18 protein-coding genes and 1 pseudogene are annotated in these 21,081 nt (G+C 62.0%); 7 read left to right on the top strand and 12 right to left on the bottom strand.

The window, feature by feature from the left end; genetic code table 11:
- The first annotated feature begins 11 nt into the window (after positions 1-11).
- Complete coding sequence (gene glmU / locus CR152_RS01905) at positions 12-1,388, top strand: bifunctional UDP-N-acetylglucosamine diphosphorylase/glucosamine-1-phosphate N-acetyltransferase GlmU (RefSeq protein ID WP_099873298.1); 1,377 nt, start codon at positions 12-14, stop codon at positions 1,386-1,388.
- 147 nt (positions 1,389-1,535) lie between these two features.
- Here glmU and CR152_RS01900 read toward each other — a convergent pair whose 3' ends face one another.
- The 3 genes from CR152_RS01900 to CR152_RS01890 all read right to left on the bottom strand — a co-directional run bounded on the left by CR152_RS01900 (position 1,536) and on the right by CR152_RS01890 (position 4,074).
- Positions 1,536-2,732 (bottom strand): ABC transporter permease, encoded by a 1,197-nt coding sequence (locus tag CR152_RS01900; RefSeq protein ID WP_099873296.1) that lies wholly within the window; start codon positions 2,730-2,732, stop codon positions 1,536-1,538.
- Complete coding sequence (locus CR152_RS01895) at positions 2,729-3,499, bottom strand: ABC transporter ATP-binding protein (protein WP_099873294.1); 771 nt, start codon at positions 3,497-3,499, stop codon at positions 2,729-2,731. Before CR152_RS01895 ends, CR152_RS01900 begins: the two co-directional genes overlap by 4 nt.
- 107 nt (positions 3,500-3,606) lie before the next feature.
- Positions 3,607-4,074 (bottom strand): Lrp/AsnC family transcriptional regulator, encoded by a 468-nt coding sequence (locus tag CR152_RS01890; RefSeq protein ID WP_099873292.1) that lies wholly within the window; start codon positions 4,072-4,074, stop codon positions 3,607-3,609.
- Positions 4,075-4,236: 162 nt separating this feature from the next.
- On the opposite strand from CR152_RS01890, the gene glmS reads away from it, so the two are divergent.
- From glmS to CR152_RS01875, 3 genes are all read left to right on the top strand, one after another.
- Positions 4,237-6,066 carry a glutamine--fructose-6-phosphate transaminase (isomerizing) gene (glmS, locus tag CR152_RS01885; protein ID WP_099873289.1) on the top strand — a complete coding sequence of 610 codons (1,830 nt, stop codon included), beginning with the start codon at positions 4,237-4,239 and terminating at the stop codon, positions 6,064-6,066.
- Positions 6,067-6,435: 369 nt separating this feature from the next.
- The gene (locus CR152_RS01880; protein WP_099873287.1) at positions 6,436-6,666 is read left to right on the top strand and encodes a hypothetical protein; all 231 of its coding nucleotides are present in this window, start codon (positions 6,436-6,438) and stop codon (positions 6,664-6,666) included.
- A gap of 55 nt (positions 6,667-6,721) precedes the next feature.
- On the top strand, positions 6,722-7,012 hold the full coding sequence (locus CR152_RS01875) for a hypothetical protein (RefSeq protein WP_099873283.1): 291 nt from the start codon (positions 6,722-6,724) through the stop codon (positions 7,010-7,012).
- A 320-nt stretch (positions 7,013-7,332) separates the two neighbouring features.
- Here CR152_RS01875 and CR152_RS01870 read toward each other — a convergent pair.
- Positions 7,333-7,899 (bottom strand): annotated as a pseudogene (locus CR152_RS01870) (Glu/Leu/Phe/Val family dehydrogenase); the annotation flags it as partial.
- Positions 7,884-8,165 (bottom strand): IS66 family insertion sequence element accessory protein TnpA, encoded by a 282-nt coding sequence (tnpA, locus tag CR152_RS01865; RefSeq protein WP_099873279.1) that lies wholly within the window; start codon positions 8,163-8,165, stop codon positions 7,884-7,886. The pseudogene CR152_RS01870 and the gene tnpA, both read right to left, overlap by 16 nt.
- Positions 8,166-8,568: 403 nt before the next feature.
- Between tnpA and CR152_RS01860 the strand changes: the two genes are divergently transcribed.
- Entirely contained in the window at positions 8,569-11,418 is a 2,850-nt protein-coding gene (locus tag CR152_RS01860; protein ID WP_229413250.1) for a TonB-dependent receptor domain-containing protein, read from the top strand.
- Between the two features lie 138 nt (positions 11,419-11,556).
- Here the strand turns inward: CR152_RS01860 and CR152_RS01855 are convergent, their stop codons facing one another.
- The 7 genes from CR152_RS01855 to CR152_RS01825 form a co-directional block, all read right to left on the bottom strand.
- Entirely contained in the window at positions 11,557-12,843 is a 1,287-nt protein-coding gene (locus CR152_RS01855) for a Glu/Leu/Phe/Val family dehydrogenase (protein ID WP_099873277.1), read from the bottom strand.
- A gap of 38 nt (positions 12,844-12,881) precedes the next feature.
- Positions 12,882-13,607 carry an amino acid ABC transporter ATP-binding protein gene (locus CR152_RS01850; RefSeq protein ID WP_099873275.1) on the bottom strand — a complete coding sequence of 242 codons (726 nt, stop codon included), beginning with the start codon at positions 13,605-13,607 and terminating at the stop codon, positions 12,882-12,884.
- Between the two features lie 23 nt (positions 13,608-13,630).
- Complete coding sequence (locus tag CR152_RS01845; RefSeq protein ID WP_099873273.1) at positions 13,631-14,323, bottom strand: amino acid ABC transporter permease; 693 nt, start codon at positions 14,321-14,323, stop codon at positions 13,631-13,633.
- Between the two features lies 1 nt (position 14,324).
- The gene (locus tag CR152_RS01840) at positions 14,325-15,074 is read right to left on the bottom strand and encodes an amino acid ABC transporter permease (RefSeq protein ID WP_099873270.1); all 750 of its coding nucleotides are present in this window, start codon (positions 15,072-15,074) and stop codon (positions 14,325-14,327) included.
- Between the two features lie 36 nt (positions 15,075-15,110).
- The gene (locus tag CR152_RS01835) at positions 15,111-16,061 is read right to left on the bottom strand and encodes a transporter substrate-binding domain-containing protein (RefSeq protein WP_099873268.1); all 951 of its coding nucleotides are present in this window, start codon (positions 16,059-16,061) and stop codon (positions 15,111-15,113) included.
- A 79-nt stretch (positions 16,062-16,140) separates the two neighbouring features.
- Positions 16,141-17,133 carry a porin gene (locus CR152_RS01830; protein WP_099873266.1) on the bottom strand — a complete coding sequence of 331 codons (993 nt, stop codon included), beginning with the start codon at positions 17,131-17,133 and terminating at the stop codon, positions 16,141-16,143.
- Between the two features lie 100 nt (positions 17,134-17,233).
- Entirely contained in the window at positions 17,234-17,515 is a 282-nt protein-coding gene (locus CR152_RS01825) for a LysR family transcriptional regulator (RefSeq protein ID WP_099873264.1), read from the bottom strand.
- A gap of 412 nt (positions 17,516-17,927) precedes the next feature.
- Here CR152_RS01825 and CR152_RS01820 point away from each other — a divergent pair, with 412 nt between their 5' ends.
- The gene (locus CR152_RS01820; RefSeq protein WP_167399863.1) at positions 17,928-19,685 is read left to right on the top strand and encodes a sensor histidine kinase; all 1,758 of its coding nucleotides are present in this window, start codon (positions 17,928-17,930) and stop codon (positions 19,683-19,685) included.
- Positions 19,678-21,039 (top strand): sigma-54-dependent transcriptional regulator, encoded by a 1,362-nt coding sequence (locus CR152_RS01815; RefSeq protein WP_099873260.1) that lies wholly within the window; start codon positions 19,678-19,680, stop codon positions 21,037-21,039. Before CR152_RS01820 ends, CR152_RS01815 begins: the two co-directional genes overlap by 8 nt.
- Positions 21,040-21,081: the final 42 nt, after the last annotated feature.

Genomic DNA, 21,081 nt, shown 5'->3' with positions numbered 1-21,081 from the left:
AACGAACGCTTATGAACGTAGTGATACTTGCCGCTGGAATGGGAAAGCGTATGCAATCTGCGCTGCCGAAAGTGCTGCACCCGCTGGCGGGCAAACCCCTCCTGCAGCATGTGATCGATACGGCAAGGGCACTTGCACCGAGCAAATTATGCGTTATTTACGGGCATGGCGGCGCAGCGGTGCCCGAGATGCTCAAACGCCAGGACAGCACGGGCCATGCCGCCATCGATACCGCCCTGCAAGAACCGCAGCTCGGCACCGGTCACGCGGTCAGCCAGGCCGTGCCCCAGCTCGATGAAGATGTCCCGACCCTGATCCTGTACGGCGACGTGCCGCTCACCGCCGTGGCCTCGCTCAAGCGCCTGGTCGACGCCGCCGGCACCGACAAGCTCGGTATCCTGACCGTGGTGCAGGCCAATCCGTTCGGCCTGGGCCGCATCGTGCGCGAAGGCGGCACGATTACCCGCATCGTCGAAGAAAAGGATGCCAGCGAAGCCGAACGCGCCATCTGCGAAATCAACAGCGGCATCATGGTCGCGCCGACCCGTCACCTGAAAAAGTGGCTCGGTTCGCTGTCGAACAACAATGCGCAGGGCGAGTATTACCTGACCGATATCGTGGCCCGGGCGGTGGAGGATGGCGTGCCGGTCGTGTCGGCCAACCCGTCGGCCGAATGGGAAGTCGCCGGCGTCAACAGCAAGGTGCAGCTCGCTGAGCTGGAGCGTCGTCACCAGCTCAATATTGCCAACGCGCTGCTGGAAAAAGGCGTGACCCTGCTCGACCCGGCCCGCATCGATGTGCGTGGCGAACTGATTTGCGGACGCGATGTGACCATCGACGTCGGCTGCGTGTTCGAAGGCCGCGTGGAACTGGGCGACGGCGTGAGCGTGGGCGCGCACAATGTGCTGGTCAACGCGCGCATCGCGGCGGGAACCAATATCAAACCGTTCTGTCATATTGAAGATGCGGTGGTGGGCGCCAAGTCGGTCATCGGGCCGTACGCGCGCCTGCGTCCGGGTACCGAGCTGGCTGAAGATGTCCACATCGGTAACTTTGTCGAGATCAAGAACAGCCAGATCGCGGCGCACAGCAAGGCCAACCACCTGGCGTATGTGGGCGATGCCACGGTCGGTTCGCGCGTCAATATCGGCGCGGGAACGATTACCTGCAATTACGACGGCGCCAACAAGTTCCGCACCGTGATCGAAGATGATGCATTTATCGGCAGCGACAGCCAGCTGATCGCGCCGGTTACCGTCGGCAAGGGTGCGACCCTGGGCGCCGGTACCACGCTGTCCAAAGATGCGCCAGCCGGCAAGCTGACCATCTCGCGCACCAGGCAGGTGACCATCGACAACTGGACACGTCCGGTGAAGGTCAAGAAGTAAGGTGAAGTAGCCCAGGCATCACGCAACGTTGCTGCCTGAGCTTTAAGACCGTCTGCGCCGCGCCGTGTGCCCTCCTGGCGCGGCGCAGACGAGATCGGGGCGGGCGATTATGTCCTTCGTGCGACGTGCGCGCGCAGCATCGCGTGCTCACGCCGCCAGCGCCGACGCGATATTCCCGCGTGCCGCCTTGAACGCCGGCACCAGCGCCGCCATCAAGGCCACCGCCAGCACCGTCACCACCGCCATCATCATGCGGTTCACATCGAGCTCCACCGGCATCGGCAGCGCAAAGGCGCGCTGCGTATCCTCCTGGACAGTCACCCTGTTGATGATCCACGCAATGACTCCGCTCGCCACCAGGCTGACAGCCACGCCCGCCACCGCAATGCCCAGCGCTTCGGTGACCAGCATCAGGAACACCGAATGGCTGCGCATGCCCAGCGCGCGCAAGGTCGCCACTTCCCGGCGCCGTTCCAGCGCATTGATCGACATGGTGGCTGCAATGGTCGCCGCAATGACCGCGAACACCATGCCGGCGATGCTGTCGAACGCCAGGTCGGACGCACTGCGCGCGCGCATGTAGGCCTGCGACAATTCCTGCCAGGTGCGCACCTCGGCGCCCACCCCCGCCTTGCGCAGCGCGGCCATCACCACCGTGCGCTGCTGTTCCAGCTGGTCCGGGTCGGACAGGAACACCACGAAGCGCTCGCTGCGGTCGGTATTGAGCAAGTCCTGCGCCAGTTCCAGCGGCATCAGCAGCGAGCGGATGTTGTCGTCGCGGCCGGGCAGCGCGTACACATCGACCACCTGGGCCATGACGTGCCTGGGCGCCGCGTCGGACACCGCCGCGGTCAGCGTCAGCGGGCTGCCGACACGCAACGCGAGCGCACGGGCCTTGGCCTGGCTGATGGCAATGCCATTGCTCACGCCCGGCTGCAGCTTGCCCGGCGAGCCTTGCAGGCCCGGCACCACCGATTCATCGGGCATGCGCATGCCCTGCCCGCCAAATGTGGCCGAGCGCTCGGCCGTGGCGGCGATCCCGGCCACGCTGATTTCCGGCACCACCAGCGCGATGCCCTTCACGCGCGCCAGCACAGAGCGCGCGCGCTCCGCTTCCTCCGGACCGAACAGGCGTGGCTCGCCGGCGGAAGGGGCGGGAATAACGGTCAGGTGGCCCATCCGTTCGCCGATCACGGCCTGGTACTCGATGCCGGCGCGGGTGCTGGCGATATTGCCCGCAAATAAGTCGAGCACGCACAGGCTGGCCCCGATCAGCACGATCGCCAGCACGCTGCGGGTGCGTCCCAGCATCAGGGTGCGCAGGGCCAGGCGGTACGGGCTCATAGCTTGACCCGGAAAGGCTCGCGGCCGGCATCGGCCAGCACGGCGTGCAGCCGCCCGTCGTGCAGCTGCAGCGTGCGTGTGACGCGGCTGAGCTGGCGCTGGTCGCGGGTCGAGACGATGAAGGCGGTGCCGTATTCGTGCTGCTGCTGGGTGAACAAATCCATCACGAGGCGGATGCAGGCGCTGTCCAGGCGCGAGGTGGGCTCGTCGGCCAGCACCAGGCGCGGCTTGGCCAGCAGTGCCCGCGCAATCGCCACGCGCTGGCTCTGGCTGGCGTCGAGCCGCGGCGGATAGGTGTTGGCGTGGGTCGCCAGGCCAAGCTGGCCCAGGAGCTCGTCCGCGCGGGCATGGGCTGCCTGCAACTCCTTGTGTTCCAGGCGGCCGCGCAACATCAGCGGCAACAGCACGTTTTCGCGCGCGGTCAGCACCGGAATCAGGGTGAACGCCTGGAACACGAAGCCCATCATTTCGTTGCGCAAGTCGGCGCGCGCCTGGTCGGGCAGGCGCGCGATCAGCAGGTTGGCGATCACGACGCTGCCTTCGTTGGCGTATTCGAGCATGCCGATCAGGTTCAGCAGCGTAGTCTTGCCGCTGCCCGCGGGACCGCAAATGGCCACCATTTCCGCCATGCCCACCTGCAGGTTGATGCCATCGAGGGCATGCACGGCGGACAGACCGCCGCCGTAATACTTGTGCACGCCCGTCAGGCGCACCAGGTCGCCATGCGGCTTGGGCGCCGGCCCAGCGTGTTCCAGGATGTCATTCATCGCTCCACCTCCCGCCTCGTCTCGTCCGGCGTCCACCAGGACGCGCAGCAGGTTTGAGTAGAACCTGTTTCCGGCGGGGCGCCGTTGAGATTGCTCAAATGCAATAATCAGACGGCGATACGGGTCTCGAACTTGCTGCGGAACGTGGAGAAATACGCTTTCACGTTACGCACATTGGTGCGCGTGGCAAACAGGCGGTGCGCCAGCGCGTGGTAGGCGGGCATGTCGGCCACCTGGACGATGAGCACGAAATCCGGCCCCGGGGCCACCCGGTAACATTGCAGCACGGCCGCTTCGGCCGCCACATGCTGCTCGAACTCGTCCATGCGCTCGGCGGCCTGCACATCGAGCGTGATCTCGACGATGGCGGTCAGGCGCGCGCCCACCTTTTCCGGCGCCACGATCGCCACCTGGCGCTCGATGACGCCGCCCTCGGTCATGTATTTCACCCGGCGCAGGCAGGTCGGCGGCGAGACGTGGACCAGCTCGGCGAGCTCCGCATTGGTATGCGATGCGTCAAGCTGAAGGATATTCAAAATGCGACGGTCGACGTCGTCAAGATCATTGGCGTTCATGGATATTAGCGATTAGCAAAGAATATGGTCGATAAATGAAATATAAATTCATGCCGTGTGACTGATGAAATAATCACACATTATGAGATCAAATTAGAAAGCATATTTCATGGTAGCTCAACTACGATCTGCGCATTCATTAATTTTCAGATCGAGGTCATCATGTGCGGTATCGTCGGAGCAGTAGCACAACGCAACATCACCCCCATCCTGGTCGAGGGCTTGAAGCGGCTTGAGTACCGCGGCTACGATTCGTGCGGCGTCGCGCTGCACGTCGATGGCAAGCTGCAGCGTTCGCGCAGCACCTCGCGCGTGGCCGACCTCGAAACGCAGATCGCCGGCGCCGGCCTGCAAGGCTTCACCGGTATCGCCCACACCCGCTGGGCCACGCACGGCGCGCCGGCATCGCACAATGCGCACCCGCACTTTTCGCCAACCGAAGAGAATGCCCGCATCGCGCTGGTTCACAACGGCATCATCGAAAACCACGACGAGCTGCGCGCCGAACTGACCGCCCTCGGTTATGTGTTCCAAAGCCAGACCGATACCGAAGTCATCGCCCACCTGGTCGACCACATGTATAGCGGCGACCTGTTCGAGACCGTCCAGCTGGCCGTCAAGCGCCTGACTGGCGCTTACGCCATTGCCGTGTTCAGCCGCGAAGAGCCGCATCGCGTGGTTGCCGCGCGCCAGGGTTCGCCGCTGATCGTCGGCGTCGGCCAGGGCGAGAACTTCGTCGCCTCCGACGCCATGGCGCTGGCCGGCACCACCGACCAGATCATCTACCTGGAAGAAGGCGACGTGGTCGACCTGCAACTGGCCAAGGTCTGGATCGTCGACGTCGACGGCAAACCGGTCGAGCGCGAAGTCAAGACCGTGCACGCCCACACCGGCGCCGCCGAGCTGGGTCCGTACCGCCACTACATGCAGAAAGAAATCTTCGAGCAGCCGCGCGTCATCGGCGACACGCTCGAAGGCGTCACCGGCATCATGCCGGAACTGTTCGGCGACAACGCTTTCAAGGTCTTCAAGCAGATCGACCGCGTGCTGATTTTGGCTTGCGGCACCAGCTACTACTCGGGCCTGACCGCCAAGTACTGGATGGAATCGGTGGCCAAGGTCCCGGTCCAGGTCGAGATCGCCAGCGAATACCGCTACCGCGACAGCGTGCCGCATCCGAACACCCTGGTGGTGACGATTTCGCAAAGCGGCGAAACGGCCGACACCCTGGCCGCGCTCAAGCATGCGCGCAGCCTGGGCATGGTGCACACCCTGACCATCTGCAACGTTGCCACCAGCGCCATGGTGCGTGAATGCGCCCTGTCGTACATCACCCGCGCCGGCGTGGAAGTGGGCGTGGCATCGACCAAGGCCTTCACCACCCAGCTGGCCGCGCTGTTCCTGCTGACCTTGACCCTGGCGCAAGTCAATGGCCGCCTCTCCGACGAAGAAGAAGCGACCTACCTGAAAGAAATGCGTCACCTGCCGGTGGCCATTTCCGCAGTGCTGGCGCTGGAACCGCAGATCATCGCCTGGGCCGACGACTTTGCGCGCAAGGACAATGCGCTGTTCCTGGGCCGCGGCATGCATTATCCGATCGCTCTGGAAGGTGCCTTGAAGCTCAAGGAAATTTCGTACATCCACGCCGAAGCGTATCCTGCGGGCGAACTCAAGCATGGTCCGCTGGCGCTGGTGACCGATGAAATGCCGGTCGTAACGATCGCACCGAACGATGCGCTGCTGGAAAAACTGAAATCGAACATGCAGGAAGTGCGGGCCCGCGGCGGCCAGCTGTATGTGTTCGCCGACGTCGATTCGCGCATCACTTCGGGCGATGGACTGCATGTGATCCGCCTGCCGGAACACTACGGCCTGCTGTCCCCGATCCTGCACGTTGTGGCGCTGCAATTGCTGGCGTATCACACCGCGCTGGCCAAGGGTACGGATGTGGACAAGCCGCGTAATCTGGCCAAGTCGGTGACGGTGGAGTAAGACTGCTGGCTGGTGCCGGGGGTAGGCAAACAATAAAGTCAGACACAAAACAATAAGGTTTGACACAGGTACCTCCCGGCTACTTGCCGTTTGCAGAAGCTCATGTGTGCCTGGATCTGGCCACATGGGCTTTTTTATTTCACCCTGACTTCAGCACCGAAATTCGCTGGCCTACCCCACTGACTGGGAACAATAAAGTCAGTCGAATAACAATAAGGTTGATTGGGCGCCGCTCAAACTATCTCATCTTCACCTGGAAGTGACATCGAGGCTCATGTAGAGTGAGCACGGGCGACCGGCTGGCTTCGGCTGCGGATTCAATCGACTGCACCCGGCCCGCAGCCGCCACTCAATACCAGAAAATCATAAATGAAATCTAAGCAGTACGCGGTAGTCAGGCTGAAGGGTTTCAACGTGCAGATGCCTGAACTTGCTGATGAATGTCATCTTCGACAGCCACGAGTGGGTGACGTGGCAACCATCGTGGAGATCTATTTAGAACCTGCTGGTTACGAACTGGAGTGCAGTGACGGTGGCGGAATTACGCAGTGGTTAATGGCTTTTGGACTTGGCGATGTCGAGTTGGAACTGGTCCAGTGACTAGGCCGACAACGGCCGAGAGCAGTGTTTCGATAAACGTGTCGTTTAGGAATTTATGTGGCAAGTAATTTTATTTAATTGTAACGACGCAGATGAGTTGGATGGCCTTCTTCGTGGCTTGTCTTCCATTGCGGCCTTTCGTGACGGTTCAGCGTTTTATTTCTACTCTCACCTTCCGGGGCAACCAGAGTTTGATGTCGACTGTGAGCTCATCACAGGCGGCCTCATCACTACCAGAAAAGGCGCATATCACTTGTTCTTTGGACATCTCATTGACGCGCTCACTTCAAAGTTCGGAAAACTGGAGTTGTTTAAAGACGGTGAACTACCAGTGTTCCAACATTGAACCCTAGAGTGCGCTTTCGGGCGAAAGCGGTCCCAGCCTATCCCACCGACCTCGTTCATGAGCTTTCTGGTGTCTGCCTGTTGGTTGGACAGCGCCAATCACTTGATGAGTCCGGCAGAATCAACGACTTATCGCGTGCGATTCCGACTAACTTTATTGTTTTCAGTCAGCTTGATGTTCCTTGGCAATAGAGTCCGGGACAACACATTCGAGTTCGGGACAGATGTCATTTTGCGGAGCAACCCATCCACGAACCACACGCGGCGCCACGGCATGCGAAATGCATGGCGCCGCCGACCTAGACTGCCCCGCTCAGTTCATCACGGATACGAGCCGCGCACCTCGCGCGCCTGCAGCACGCGCGTGCACGCCACGACGAACGCGGCCGTTCTGAGCGACACGTTCTTGTCCTGAGCCACCTGCCCGATGGCCGCGAACGTATCGCGCATGATGCCCGTCAGGCGGGCTTTGATGTCGTCCTCGCTCGAGAAAAAGCTCGAGAAGTCCTGCACCCATTCAAAGTAGCTGACCGTGACACCGCCCGCGTTGGCGATCATGTCCAGCACCACCAGCACGCCGTTCTCGCGCAGGATGTCGTCGGCCTCCGGCGTCGTCGGTCCGTTGGCGCCCTCAAGGATGATGTGCGCGCGAATCTGGCCGGCGTTATCCTTGATGATCTGCTGCTCCGGCGCGGCCGGAATCAGGATGTCGCAATCGACGCTCCAGAAGCGCTCCGGCGCAATGCGGTCCTCGGCGCCGGCAAAGCCCACCACGCTGCCTGTCTGCGCCACGTGCACCAGGCAGTTGACCGACTTGCGCATGTCGTGGTGGCCCGTCGCCAGGTAAACCATGCCTTGCGGCGCGCCCCACATTAGCGCAGCACCGCCAGGACAGCGCCCAGCCACTCCATGTGTGCCGGGCTGCCCAGGCGTACTGGCGTCTCCACTTCCAGGATGGTGGCGCTCCGGGTGGGATCAGGCAGTGCGATGAATGGCGACGCGGGCGCGCCGGTAGTGGCAAGGCGTTTGCGCCAGTAGTGAACGCTCGCTTCCGTGACGCCGTTGAAGGAGCACCAAGCGCGAATCGTTTGCCCGGATTCGGCCTGTGCCTGCAGGCGCGCTGGCCAGCGTTCGTGCTTCGTTGGCTCGTGCATGTCCGTGACTCCTGAGTCGATGGAACCCCGATTCCGGATGCCGAAAATGAGCAATGGAAGGTGGGTAAACAGACCGCTTACTTCCTGGCTCGGAAAGTTATGTACGTTATGCGCCTGCACATGGCGAAAGACGCATAGATACAAATGGTCAAACTGGTTAGTCTACATTCGCCGAAGCAATTTTCGTCACCACGGCTTCTGCATGCATCAGATATGGCGCATTCCAGTCGGCTTAGAGCACGCACTTCGCCACGCTACTTGGCACAAGCGGAGCAAGGGCTTGGAATCGACATGTCTATGCGTGTTGCATAGACCTATAAGCCCGGCATGCCGTTCACCAGATACCGATGGACATAGCCGGACAAACCCAGGAATCAACTAACCAAATGTTGGGGAGACACGCGTGAAAGAGAAATCGATTTGTGCAGCGATACGACTTCTATGTATGACAGGTCTGATCGGCGGCAGTACTGCATTTTCCCTGAGCGCCAACGCTCAGGAGGCAGGAATACAGCGAGTGGAAATCACTGGCTCGGCGATCAAACGCATCGCCAAGGAAGGGGCGCTGCCAGTTCAATTTCTGAGCGCGGCAGATATTCAAAAAACTGGCGCTAAAAGCGTTGAAGAACTCGTTCAGTCGCTCTCATCGATGCAGGGCTTTACCACTGCATCGGAGTCCGTGAACGGCGGAGGCGGCGGTGTTCAAAACGCCTCGATCCACAGTATCGGAGCCGCTTATACGCTGGTATTGCTCAATGGCCGCCGGATCGCGTCCTACGGATCGGGCAGCGCCGTCAACCTTGCCAGCATTCCGATGAGCGCGGTCGAGCGCGTGGAAATCCTGACTGACGGTGCTTCAACCTTATACGGGTCCGATGCCATTGCAGGCGTCATCAATTTCATTCTCAAGAAAAACCAGCAGGACTTCCGATTTGATGCTGGCGCGAATCGGCCAGGAAAAAAAGGTGGAGGAAACTCCAATTTCTCGATATCCAAAGGGTTCGGGGACCTCGACAAGGATGGGTACAACTTCCTGGTCACGTACGCTCATGACGCTCAACGTGAACTCAATGCGAAGGACCGCGATTTCGCAAAAACCGGGCTGAGGCGCTTTACCGAAAACGGAAAAACCTATTCCACTTACCTTCTGGCGGCCAATACCGCACCGGCGTCGGCCACGTTGAGCCTCAAGGACAACACGGTGAAGATACTCTCGCCGAGTTACTTTAAAACCGGCGCCTGCGCTCCCAACACCGCATTTGTTGGTACGGCAGAGGACAAGTCGTGCTGGTTCGACTATGCGGGGACTGTTCAGCTGGTTCCGAAGTCCGAGCGGGACAGTCTCTTCTCGTCTTTCAACATGAAGCTCAATCCTGACCTGAATGTTTTTGGTGAGCTTGTGCTCTCAAAATATAAGCAGACGGCGCGCTATGCGCCCGCTGCTCAACGCCTGAGTCTGCCGTTGACCGGGGCTCTCTACACCAATGAAGTGTTGCCGTATCTTGGTAGCATTGGTGTGTCGCCAGGCGACGTGGGATCCGCTTCGATGAATATCCGGTTCACGGACGCCGGAGGCAGGACCAGGGACTATATTACAGAGGCAAAGCATCTCGCCTTTGGCGCTTCAGGCATGAAGAACGGCTTCGATTACTCGGCATCGTTTACGCACTCCGAGAATAGTCAGGAATCAAATTTTGTGGGCGGCTTCCTGAGCAAGAATGCCTATAACGGCATTGTCGCTTCCGGTCAGTTCAATCCCTTCGGTCCATCGGGTAGTTCGTCTGCTGTTCTGGCGCCGGCAATTCTGCATACCAACGAAAACAAGATCGAAGTAAAACTGGACAGGATTAGCGGGACGCTCAGCCACGCATTGTTCGACGCACCTGGTGGTACTTCTCAGTTGGCGCTCAGCGGTGACTATGCGCAGCAACGTTATAATTTCATGCCGAGTCCAATCTCGCAGGGGGCGAACGCGCAACAGCCCAATTTTACCGACACCCCTTTGGGTGACTCGGCGGATCACCTGCCTGTCGCGGCCAAGCGCAGCAACTGGGGCGCTTCAGCCGAGTGGATGACGCCACTGCATAAGACCTTGGAAGTGACGGCCGCGGCCCGCTACGATGCGTATTCGGCAGTGAAAAATAGCATGGTCTTCGATCCCTCGGACGGGAAGCTTCTATCTCCAGCGGACCAGGGCAATGCCAACAAGAAGGCGACCTACAAGCTCGCTTTCCGCTTCACTCCCGTCGAGAATTTGCTGTTCAGGGGATCGTACGGGACGGGCTTCAAGGTGGCGAGCATGGATTCGATCGCTTCGCCGACCGTTCAGGCCGGCAATACTTCCGGGGCTTATGCTTGCCCTGTCAAAGCCCCGGATCCTCGCGCGGCGTACTGTACGGGAACGACGCAGCAGTACTTGCTCAATGGTGGAAATAACCTCTCCGGGCCAAGTGGGTTGCGGCCTGAGACGTCTGAGCAATTCGCAGTTGGTGTTCGATTCGATCCGGTCAAGAGCTTGTCGCTGGGTCTGGATTTGTGGTCGGTGAACATGAAGGACCAGCTGACTACCCTTCCGGAACAGTTTCCCTTCGCAGATCCCGTCAAATTCAACAATAATTTCTCCGTCGTCTATGACCAGGGTATCGGCGCCAACAAGCTGGTCACACTTCTTCCGACATTTAACCTTGCGGCAGCGCGATACCGCGGGATTGACTGGGACAACTCGTATTCGATGAAAACCGGCGTGGGCAAGTTCGACTTCAAGTGGAACGGCACCTACATGTTGAAATCCGAGGTCGACGTGCCTGGATCTCCCACGGAAAGCAGCGTTGGCCGGTTTGATGCGTACAACAACGTCACCGCTCGCATTGTGTCGCGGCTGTCGGCCAGCTGGGCTAGTCTTGATACCTACACCCACACCTTGGCGATCAATTTCCGCTCCGGTTATCACGACCAGGTGTTGACGGCGGACGACAACGCGTTAAAGCTGGTCAACGATGACGGCACCTTGCCGGTCGGGTTCACCGGTCTCAAACGAGACGTCAAAGCGTTTACGACCGTTGACTGGCAAACGCGAATTCAGATGAAACAATACGCCAACCTGGGCATTTCCCTGGGCATTCGTAATGTGTTTGATGCAGAACCGCCTCTCAGTATTCGTACTGCGGGCGGCGGAAATCAAGCGGGATTCGACGCGCGCTATGCGAGTCCGTTGGGGCGTCAGTTCTACGTCACTGGCGGCGTCAGCTTCTAAAACAAAGGGAAGTGCTGCTGGAGCACTTCCCGCGTCAGTGAGGTGTTGGATCGTCACGGTTTTGGCAAGCTGAGCTTGCCAGTTCCCCTTATTTCCACCATCCAGACCGCCACCGCCGCAGGCTGTCCCCTCAGGCCATCAAGGATACAAGCCGCGCACCTCGCGCGCCTGCAGCACGCGCGTGCACGCCACGACGAACGCGGCCGTCCTCAGCGACACGTCCTTGTCCTGCGCCACCTGCCAGATGGCCGCGAACGCATCGCGCATGATGCGCGTCAGGCGGGCGTTGATGTCTTCCTCGCTCCAGAAAAAGCTCGAGAAGTCCTGCACCCATTCAAAGTAGCTGACCGTGACACCGCCCGCGTTGGCGATCACGTCCGGCACCACCAGCACGCCGTTCTCGCGCAGGATGTCGTCGGCCTCCGGCGTCGTCGGCCCGTTGGCGCCCTCAAGGATGATGCGCGCGCGAATCTGGGCGGCGTTCTCCCTGGTGATCTGCTGCTCCAGCGCGGCCGGAATCAGGATGTCGCAATCGACGTTCCAGAAGCGCTCCGGCGCAATGCTGTCCTCGGCGCCGGCAAAGCCCACCACGCTGCCCGTCTGCGCCACGTGCGCCAGCAAGGCTTCCACGTCCAGGCCGCCGTCATGCACGATCGTGCCGCCGTGGTCCTGCACCGCCACCACCAGCGCGCCGGCCTCCGAAAACAGGCGGGCGGCGATCCCGCCCACATTGCCGAAGCCCTGTACCGCGACCCTGGCGCCCTCGATCTGCATGCCGCACTTGAGGGCAGCCTCGCAGCCGGCGACGTACACGCCGCGCCCGGTGGCGTCGCGCCGTCCCAGGCTGCCGCCCAGCGAAATCGGCTTGCCCGTCACGACGCCGGTCGCCGTGCTGCCCTGGTTCATCGAGTAGGTATCCATCATCCACGCCATGGTCTGCTCGTTGGTGTTCACGTCCGGCGCCGGAATGTCCTTGTTCGGTCCGATGATGATGCCGATCTCGCTGGTATAGCGGCGCGTCATGCGCTGCAGTTCGCCCTGCGACAGCGTCCTCGGGTCGACCCGGATTCCGCCCTTGGCGCCGCCGTACGGCACATTGACGGCGGCGTTCTTGACCGTCATCCATGCCGACAGCGCCATCACTTCCGACAGCGTCACGTCCTGGTGGAAGCGCACGCCGCCCTTGCCGGGGCCGCGCGACATGTTGTGCTGTACGCGGTAGCCCTCGAAGTGGGCGATGCTGCCGTCGTCGCGCTCGATCGGTACGTCGACGATCAGGATGCGCTTGGGCCGCTTGAGCGTCTCGACCCAGCGCGCCAGTGCGCCAAGGTGCGGTGTCACGCGGTCGATCTGTTCGAGATAAACGCTCCAGGGGTTGTTTTCCTTGGGGACGAGGTAGGATGGAATGTCGTGCTGGCGTGTCATGCGGCGGCTCCGTTGTTGTAGTTTGAAGGTGGTGTCTTTTAGTGGATGATCTTGGCCAGGAAGTCGGCCGCGCGGTCCGAGCGCCGGGTGCCGAAGAACTCGTCCTTGGTGCAGTCCTCGATGATCTTTCCCTGGTCCATGAAGACGATGCGGTTGGCCACCCGTTTGGCGAAACCCATTTCGTGGGTGACGACCATCATCGTCATCCCCTCCTGCGCCAGGCCGACCATCACGTCGAGCACTTCGTTGATCATTTCGGGGTCGAGCGCGGAGGTGGGCTCGTCGAACAGCATCGCGATCGGATCCATCGCCAAGGCCCTGGCAATGGCCACGCGCTGCTGCTGGCCGCCCGACAGCTGACCCGGAAACTTATCCTGCTGCGCCAGCAGGCCGACCCGATCCAGGTACTTCAGGCCCTTGGCGTTGGCCTCGTCGGCGCTGCGCCCCAGCACCTTGATCTGCCCGATGGTCAGGTTTTCCCGGATCGACAAATGCGGGAACAGCTCGAAATTCTGGAACACCATGCCGATCCGCGCGCGCAGCTTGGACAAGTTGGTTTTCGGGTCGCCCACCTCCACGCCGTCCACCCTGATGCCCCCCTTCTGGAACGGCTCAAGGCCGTTGACGGTCTTGATCAGGGTCGACTTGCCCGAACCCGACGGGCCGCAGATGACCACCACATCGCCTTTGCCGACCCGCGTGGTGCACTCGGTGAGCACCTGGAACTTGCCGTACCATTTGCTGATATTGTTAAGTTCAATCATTCTTCTTCTCCAATTGAAAAGCGCTAGCGGATGATCGCCACGCGCTGCTGCAGGCGGCGCACCAGGGACGACAGCCCCAGGCCCAGGACCAGATACACCAGCGCCACGAAGCTGTACATCTCGACCAGGCGGCCGTCGCGCTGGGCGACCTTGCTGGCGGCGCCGACAAAATCGGGAATCGACAGCACGTACACCAGCGACACGTCCTGGAACAGGACGATCGTCTGCGTCAGCAGCAGGGGAATCATGTTGCGAAACGCCTGCGGCAGCACCACGTGGCTCATCGTCTGCCAGTACGTCATGCCCAGCGCCCGCCCCGCCCATACCTGGCCGCGCGGGATCGAGCCGATCCCGCTGCGCATGATCTCGCAGTAGTAGGCCGCCTCGAACATGATGAAAGTGATCAGCGCGGACGTGAAAGCGCCCACCTGTACCGGCTCGTTGGCGCCGATGATCCAGGCGGCGATATACGGCACCAGGAAGTAGAACCAGAAGATCACCAGCACCAGGGGGATCGAGCGCACCAGGTTGACGTAGCCGGACGCCAGCAGCGACACCGCGCGGATGCTGGACAGGCGCATCAGCGCCAGCAGCGTACCGAGGACGATCCCGCCGGTCATGGCCAGCACCGTCAGCTTGAGCGTGAAGACCATCCCGGTCTGGAACAGATAGACCCACGAGCGGGCGATCACGTCGAAATCGAAGTCGAGCGCCATCTCAGTGTCCCCCCGCCGCGCCGCCGGCGACGATAAAGCCGGGAATCGCCACTTTTTTCTCGATCCGGTGCATGATGAACACGACCACGGCGTTGACCAGCACGTAGACCAGCGTCGCGGCGCTGAAGGCCTCGAATACCTGGAACGAAAACTCCTGGATCGCGCGGGCGCTGGCAGTCAGTTCCATCAGGCCGATGGTTAACGCCACCGAACTGTTCTTGATGATGTTGAGGAACTCGCTGGTCAGCGGCGGCAGGATCACGCGCGATGCCATCGGCAGCAGCACGTAGCGGTAGGTCTGCGCCAGCGTCAGGCCGAGCGCGGTGCCGGCCATTTTTTGCCCGCTCGGCAAAGCGGCGATGCCGGCCGAGACCTGTACCGCCACCCGCGCCGAGGTAAACGTGCCCAGGCACAGCACCGCCGTGACGAACGGCGCGTTGGGCAGGGCCTTGATCCAGTCGCCGACGGCTTGCGGCAGCACGTCGGGAGCGACGAAATACCACAGGAACATCTGCACCAGCAGCGGCACGTTGCGAAAAAGTTCGATATAGCCGTTGGCCAGGCGTACCAGCCATGTGTTCGGTGTGGTGCGCACGGTGCCGACCACAAGGCCGAGCGCCAGCGCCATGATCCAGGCCGTCAGCGCGGTGGCCAAGGTCCACATCAAGCCCGAGAATAAGGTGTCGAGATACGTGCCGGCACCATCGGGCGCAATCTCCCAGAAGATGCGCCAGTTCCAGTGATAGTTCATAGTATTTAGTTTGTTCCAGGCTGGGCTACAGAAAAATTAACGCTTTTTGGAGGCCGCTTTTTGCGCGTCCGGCACCACCGCATACGCGGCCGGGTCGGGCGAATCGGTCGGCCTGGCGAGCACGTTGATCAGCTCCGGCGGCATCGGGAAGCGCAGGTTGATGCCCTTTGGCGGAATCGGCGACAGGAACCACTTCTGGTACAGGCGATACACGTCGTCGCCCGACTTGTAATAGGCGATGAGGGCGTCGTCGACCGCCTTCTTGAAGGCCGGGTCGTCCTTGCGCAGCATGATCGCGTACGGCTCGACCGACAGCGCGTCGGCCGTGATCTGGTAGTCGTCCGGCCGCTTGGCGTTGGCGCGTTGCGACGCCAGCAGGATGTCGTCGTTTGCCTCGGCCGCGGCGCGCCCGGTTTCGACCATCAGGAACGATTCGGGATGGTCCTTGCCGACGACGATGTTCATGCCCAGGTTTTGCTCGCGGTTGAGGATCGTCATCTGCTTCAGGGTCGAGGTGCCGGCAGTGGCCACCAGCGTCTTGCCCTTCATGTCGGCCAGCGTATGGATGTTCGACGTTTTTTTGGCCAGCAGGCGGTTGGCGACCACGAACATGGTCGGGGCGAAGGCGACCTGCTGCTGGCGCTCCAGGTTGTTGGTGGTCGAGCCGCATTCGAGGTCGATCGTGCCGTTGGCCATCAGTGGGATGCGGTTGGCCGAGGTCACCGGATTCATCGCCACCTTCAAGGAGGCCAGGCCCGGCTGCTTTTGCAGGGCGGCGACCACCTTCATGCACAGGTCGATCGAATAGCCCTGGTACTGCTGCTTGTCGTCCAGGTAGGAAAAGGGAATGGAACCGTCGCGCACGCCCAGCGTGATGACGCCGCTTTTCTTGATCTTGGCCAGCGTGCCGGTCAGTTCCTGCGCCTGCGCTGCGGCGCCGAACAGGCTTGCACTGAGCAGTACAACGAGATATTTTGCATAATTCATGTCGGATAACTCCAAAGGGGTGAAGAAAGCACGAAGCGATAATCCGGCCGCCCGGCGGCCGGGGGGGAACTCAACAGGATCAGAAGGTGTGGCGGATGCCCAGGTTGGCCCCGGTGTTGCCGGTGCCGTCCGTGGTGGCGTTGCCGACCTTGAAGCTGGCGCCATTACGGTTGCCGATACGCGCATAGGCCGCGTACACGTCGGTGCGTTTGGACAGTGCATAGGTGTAGCCGAGCCCCCATTGGGAAGCGTCGCGGTTGGCGTGGGTCGTGTCGTCATGCCGGACATACGAGGCGTACGCCTTGTGCGCGCCGAAAGGCACGCTCACGCCGACGATCGCGTCTTCGCTGCGCGCCCCGCCCAGGCCCTTGTTGCGCGCGTAGCCCAGGTGCCCCTCGGCCACGCCCCAGTTGTATTTGGCGCCGAGCAGCGTATTGGCGCTGCTGTCGGTGGCCAGCGCATTTTGCTGCTGATGCCAGCCCAGCGAGACGGCCAGGCTCTTGGCCGTATACGACAGCACCGTGCTGTAGGCGCGCTTGGCGGCCGAATTGTCCGGCACTTCACCGACGCCCACGGCCAGCTCCGCCGAAAAGCCATGCAGTGTCGGCGACGCGTAGCCGACCATGTTGTCGAGGCGGGCGTTCGAGACCGTGATGTTGCCCGCCTGGCCGGCCAAACCGTCGCAGAACGGATCGACGACATCGCGCATGGCGCGGTAGTACGGCGAATACTGGCGCCCGAAGCTGACCGCACCGAGCTTGCTGGACACGCCCAGGTAGGCCTGGCGTCCGAACAGCAGGCCGCCCTGGGCCGCGCTGCCGGTATCGATCTTCATGCCGTTTTCCAGGACGAAGTAGGCGTTGACGCCGCCGCCGAGGTCTTCATTGCCTTTGAAGCCCAGCCGCGAACCGGAGCCGACACCGCTGTTGATCGTGTTGACACTGCCCTCCGCGCCACCCGTTTCGCGCACAAATCCGACGTCGGCCACGCCATACACGGTAACTGCCGACTGCGCCATGGCGGCCGCCGGAACCAGGCTCGATGCCATGATGGCGATAATGATCTTATTCATTTGTTTCCTCTGTTATTTAACGTTTTTTATATTTGATCGGCAATACCGCTCCATTCCAAGCCGTGCATGGAACAGGTGAATTGCCGCGATGGGGAGTAATCTAAATGGCGCCGCCGGGATAATCCGAAGCGTGTCGCAGGATATGCTTGGCCTTGTGGACCTGTTGCATGATGCCGAGTGCATGGCCGCGGAATACGTGGCCTGCCGGCGTAAGCGAGGGAGGGTTGCAGCTGCGGTCCACAAGCGTGGCGCCGAGCCAGGTTTCAAGCGAGCGAATGCGCCGGCTGAATGCCGGCTGGCTGGAGTGCCGCTCGCTGGCGGAACGCGAAAAGCTTCGCGTATCGGCCAGGCAAAGAAAGTCTTCGACCCATTTCATGTCCATTGCTGTCTCCCGCTTATATTTATTTTTTTATGGGCCGGCGCGATTGACCGTCACCCATTGCACTGCCGATTATTCGGCATGTGTTTCCATCCCTACCTCCTATGCATAGCAGTTTGCATGCCAGCAATGTAAATATTCCCAGAAGCGCCGCACCGCCTTGATTGGAATGGATATTTTCAATCGTCCGGAAACGCCGATAAGCGGCGCGCGTGCGGTATTCCACACAAACCCGTTTCCCGGCGTGTGGATTTAGAAACCCGCCCTGTTGGCTATTGCCGAAATTGATATCCGGAAGAATGTTCTGGGGTAAGATAGAACGCAGTCGCCTCCCCTTGCCGGACCGCGCCAACACTAACCACACGCGCCGAGGTGAGCATTGCAGGCGTTCCGACAATTTGCCGTTTCCCGCTCCGTGGGCACAGTCGCGGCATGGGCCGCGATCATCGGCCTGAGCGCCGCCGTCGCCTTCGTGTATGCATGGAGCGAACGGCGCGGCTATGCGCAGCTTGGCGAGGTCCAGGCGCAGCAGCTCGACCTGTACGCGGCGGCCCTCGAAAGCGAACTGGGCCGGCATGAATACCTGCCCGGCATCGTCGCCCTCGATCATGATGTCCATGCCCTGCTGAGGAACCCGGCCGGCGCCGGCCTGCGCGAGCGCGCCAACAAGCGCCTGACCAGCCTGAACGCGCGCGCCGGCTCGCTCGCCATCTTCGTGCTCGACACGGCGGGCATGGTGCGGGCGGCCAGCAACTGGTACCAGCCGGAGACCAGCGTCGGCATGGATCTGGCAGCCCTGCCGTATTTTTCCGGCGCCATGCAGGGCGGGCCTGCGCGCTATTTTTCGCGCGCGGCGGCGCGCAACTCGCCCGAGTATTATTTCGCCCAGCAAGTGCTGCAAGGCGGCCAGGTGCTCGGCGTGGTGGTGGTCAAGATCAGCCTCGACCCGATCGAGTCGACTTGGGTCGCGGCGGCCGCGCAGTCGCACAACGATTTTTTCATGGTGCTCGACGCCGACGGCACGATCGTTCTCTCGTCCGCGCCCCAGTGGCGCAACCGCAAGGCCGACCTCCAGGCCATCGACCAGGGCAAGCCGGTCGTCGCGTGGCGCGCGCTCAATCCGGCCGCGCCATCGACCCGCTACGCGAGCCAGAGCCGGCCGATGGCGCGCCAGGGCTGGCGCCTGCTCACGCTCACCAATGCCGCGCCGGTCAAGCTGCAGGCCGGGCAAAACGCCGTGGCCGCCGGCCTGTTGGCCGGGTTCCTCGGTTTGCTCGCGATGTTCGTGGCGATGCGCCGGCGCGCGATAGCGAGCCGCCTGCAGGCGCGCGAAGCGCTGCAGCGCGCGCACGATGAATTGGAACTGCGCGTTGCCGACCGCACCGCCGCATTGCATGCGATGAACCGCGAACTGCTGCACCAGATCGGCGAACGCGAACACGCCGAACAGGTGCTGCGCGCTTCCCAGGACGACCTGCTGCACGCCAGCAAACTCGCTCTGCTCGGCCAGATGTCGGCCGGTATCACGCACGAAATCAGCCAGCCGCTCACCGCGCTGCGCTCGCTTTCCTTCAATGCCCAGCTGCTGCTCAAGCGCGGCGACCTGGCGCGCGTGGAAAAGAACCTGCGCTCGGTCAGCGACCTGACTGAACGCATGGGCCGCCTGACCGAGCAGCTCAAATCCTTCTCGCGCAAGACGCCCCTGGCCATGGCCCCACTGACCCTGTCCAAGGCGGTCGACAATACCTTGCAGCTGCTGGAGAACCGGATCCGCACCGAACACGCCTGCGTGCAGCTGGACCTGGCGCCGTCGGTGCGCGCCATGTGCGACGCCAACCGGCTCGAACAAGTGCTGATCAACCTGTGCGCCAACGCGCTCGACGCCATGCTGGACGCGCCGGTCAAGAACCTGGCCATCCGCCTGTGGAGCGCGGGCGGACGCGCGCACATCCGGGTCAGCGACAGCGGCGCCGGCATTCCGCAAGCCGTGATGGCGCGCCTGTTCGAGCCGTTTTTCAGCACCAAGCTGCCGGGCCAGGGACTGGGACTCGGCCTTGCCATTTCGGCCGACATCGTGCGCGACTTCGGCGGCACCTTGCGCGCGTCGAATCTTCCGGGCGGTGCCGCCTTCGAACTGGACCTGCCACTAGTAGAGGAAACAAGTCATGTATGAAGGTTTCACCATCGTGTTCGTCGAAGACGACCTGGCCGTGCGCAGCAGCGTCACCGAAACGCTGGAGCTGGCCGGGTTCCACGTGGCGCCGTTCGAGTCGGCCGAGGACGCGCTAGGGCAACTGCGCAGCGGCTTTGCCGGCATCGTCATCAGCGACGTGCGCCTGCCCGGCATGGACGGATTCGAACTGCTGCGCCGCGTGTGCGCGTTCGACGCCACCATCCCGGTCATCATGGTGACCGGCCATGGCGACGTCTCGATGGCGGTCGAGGCAATGCGCTGCGGCGCCTACGATTTCATCGAGAAACCGTTCGCGATGGAGCGCCTGGTCGAGGTGGCGTCGCGCGCCATGGAAAAACGCGCGCTGCGCCTTGAAGTGGACACGCTGCAGCGCCAGCTGCAGGACCGGCGCGGGATCGAGGCGACCTTGCTCGGCAACTCGCCGGCGATACGCGAACTGCGGCGCCAGATACTGAACCTGGCCGATACGCCGGCCGACGTGCTGGTGTTCGGCGAAACCGGCACCGGCAAGGAAGTGGTGGCGCGTTGCCTGCACGAGCACAGCAAACGCAGCAAGGCTAACTTCGTCGCGATCAATTGCGGCGGCCTGCCCGAAAGCCTGTTCGAGAGCGAGATCTTCGGGCATGAAGCGGGCGCGTTCACCAGCGCCAGCAAGCGCCGCGTGGGCAAGATCGAGCATGCCGACGGCGGCACCTTGCTGCTCGATGAAATTGAAAGCATGCCGATGGCGCTCCAGGTCAAGCTGCTGCGCGCGCTCCAGGAGCGCAAGATCGAGCGGCTCGGCTCGAACCAGGGCGTGCCGGTCGACTTCAGGATCGTCGCCGCCACCAAGAGCGACCTGAAGGAACTGAGCGAGCAGCAGAAGTTTCGCAGCGACCTGTATTACCGGCTCAACGTCGCCGTGCTCGAACTGCCGCCGCTGCGCGAACGGCGCGAGGATATTCCGATCCTGTTCGAACATTTTTCGCTGCAGGCGGCGCTGCGCTACGGGCGCGCTGCACCGGCCCTGGCCGGACAGGACATGCTCAAGCTGATGGCCGGCGACTGGCCGGGCAACGTGCGCGAACTGCGCAACGCGGCCGACCGTTTCGTGCTGGGACTGCCGGGGATGCACCTGGGCGCCGCCGATGCGGCTGCGGCCCCGATGACGCTGGCGCAGCAGATGGACATGGTCGAAAAGACCCTGGTGGAACAGGCGCTCAAGCAGCACAGCGGACGTCCGCAAGCGATCTGCGATGCGCTCGGCATCGGCAAGAAGACCTTGTACGACAAGCTGCACCGGCACGGCATCGTCATCGACGACTTCCGGCCGGCGCCGGGCGGCGCGCTCTAGCCGCCTGGGTAGGGGGCCTGCCATGCAGGGCAGGCTCCCAGG

The sequence above is a fragment of the Massilia violaceinigra genome (genome assembly GCF_002752675.1).
GTDB lineage: Bacteria > Pseudomonadota > Gammaproteobacteria > Burkholderiales > Burkholderiaceae_D > Telluria_A > Telluria_A violaceinigra.
Note: the sequence above shows the minus strand (reverse complement) of the source record. Positions and strands in the feature narration are given on the sequence as shown.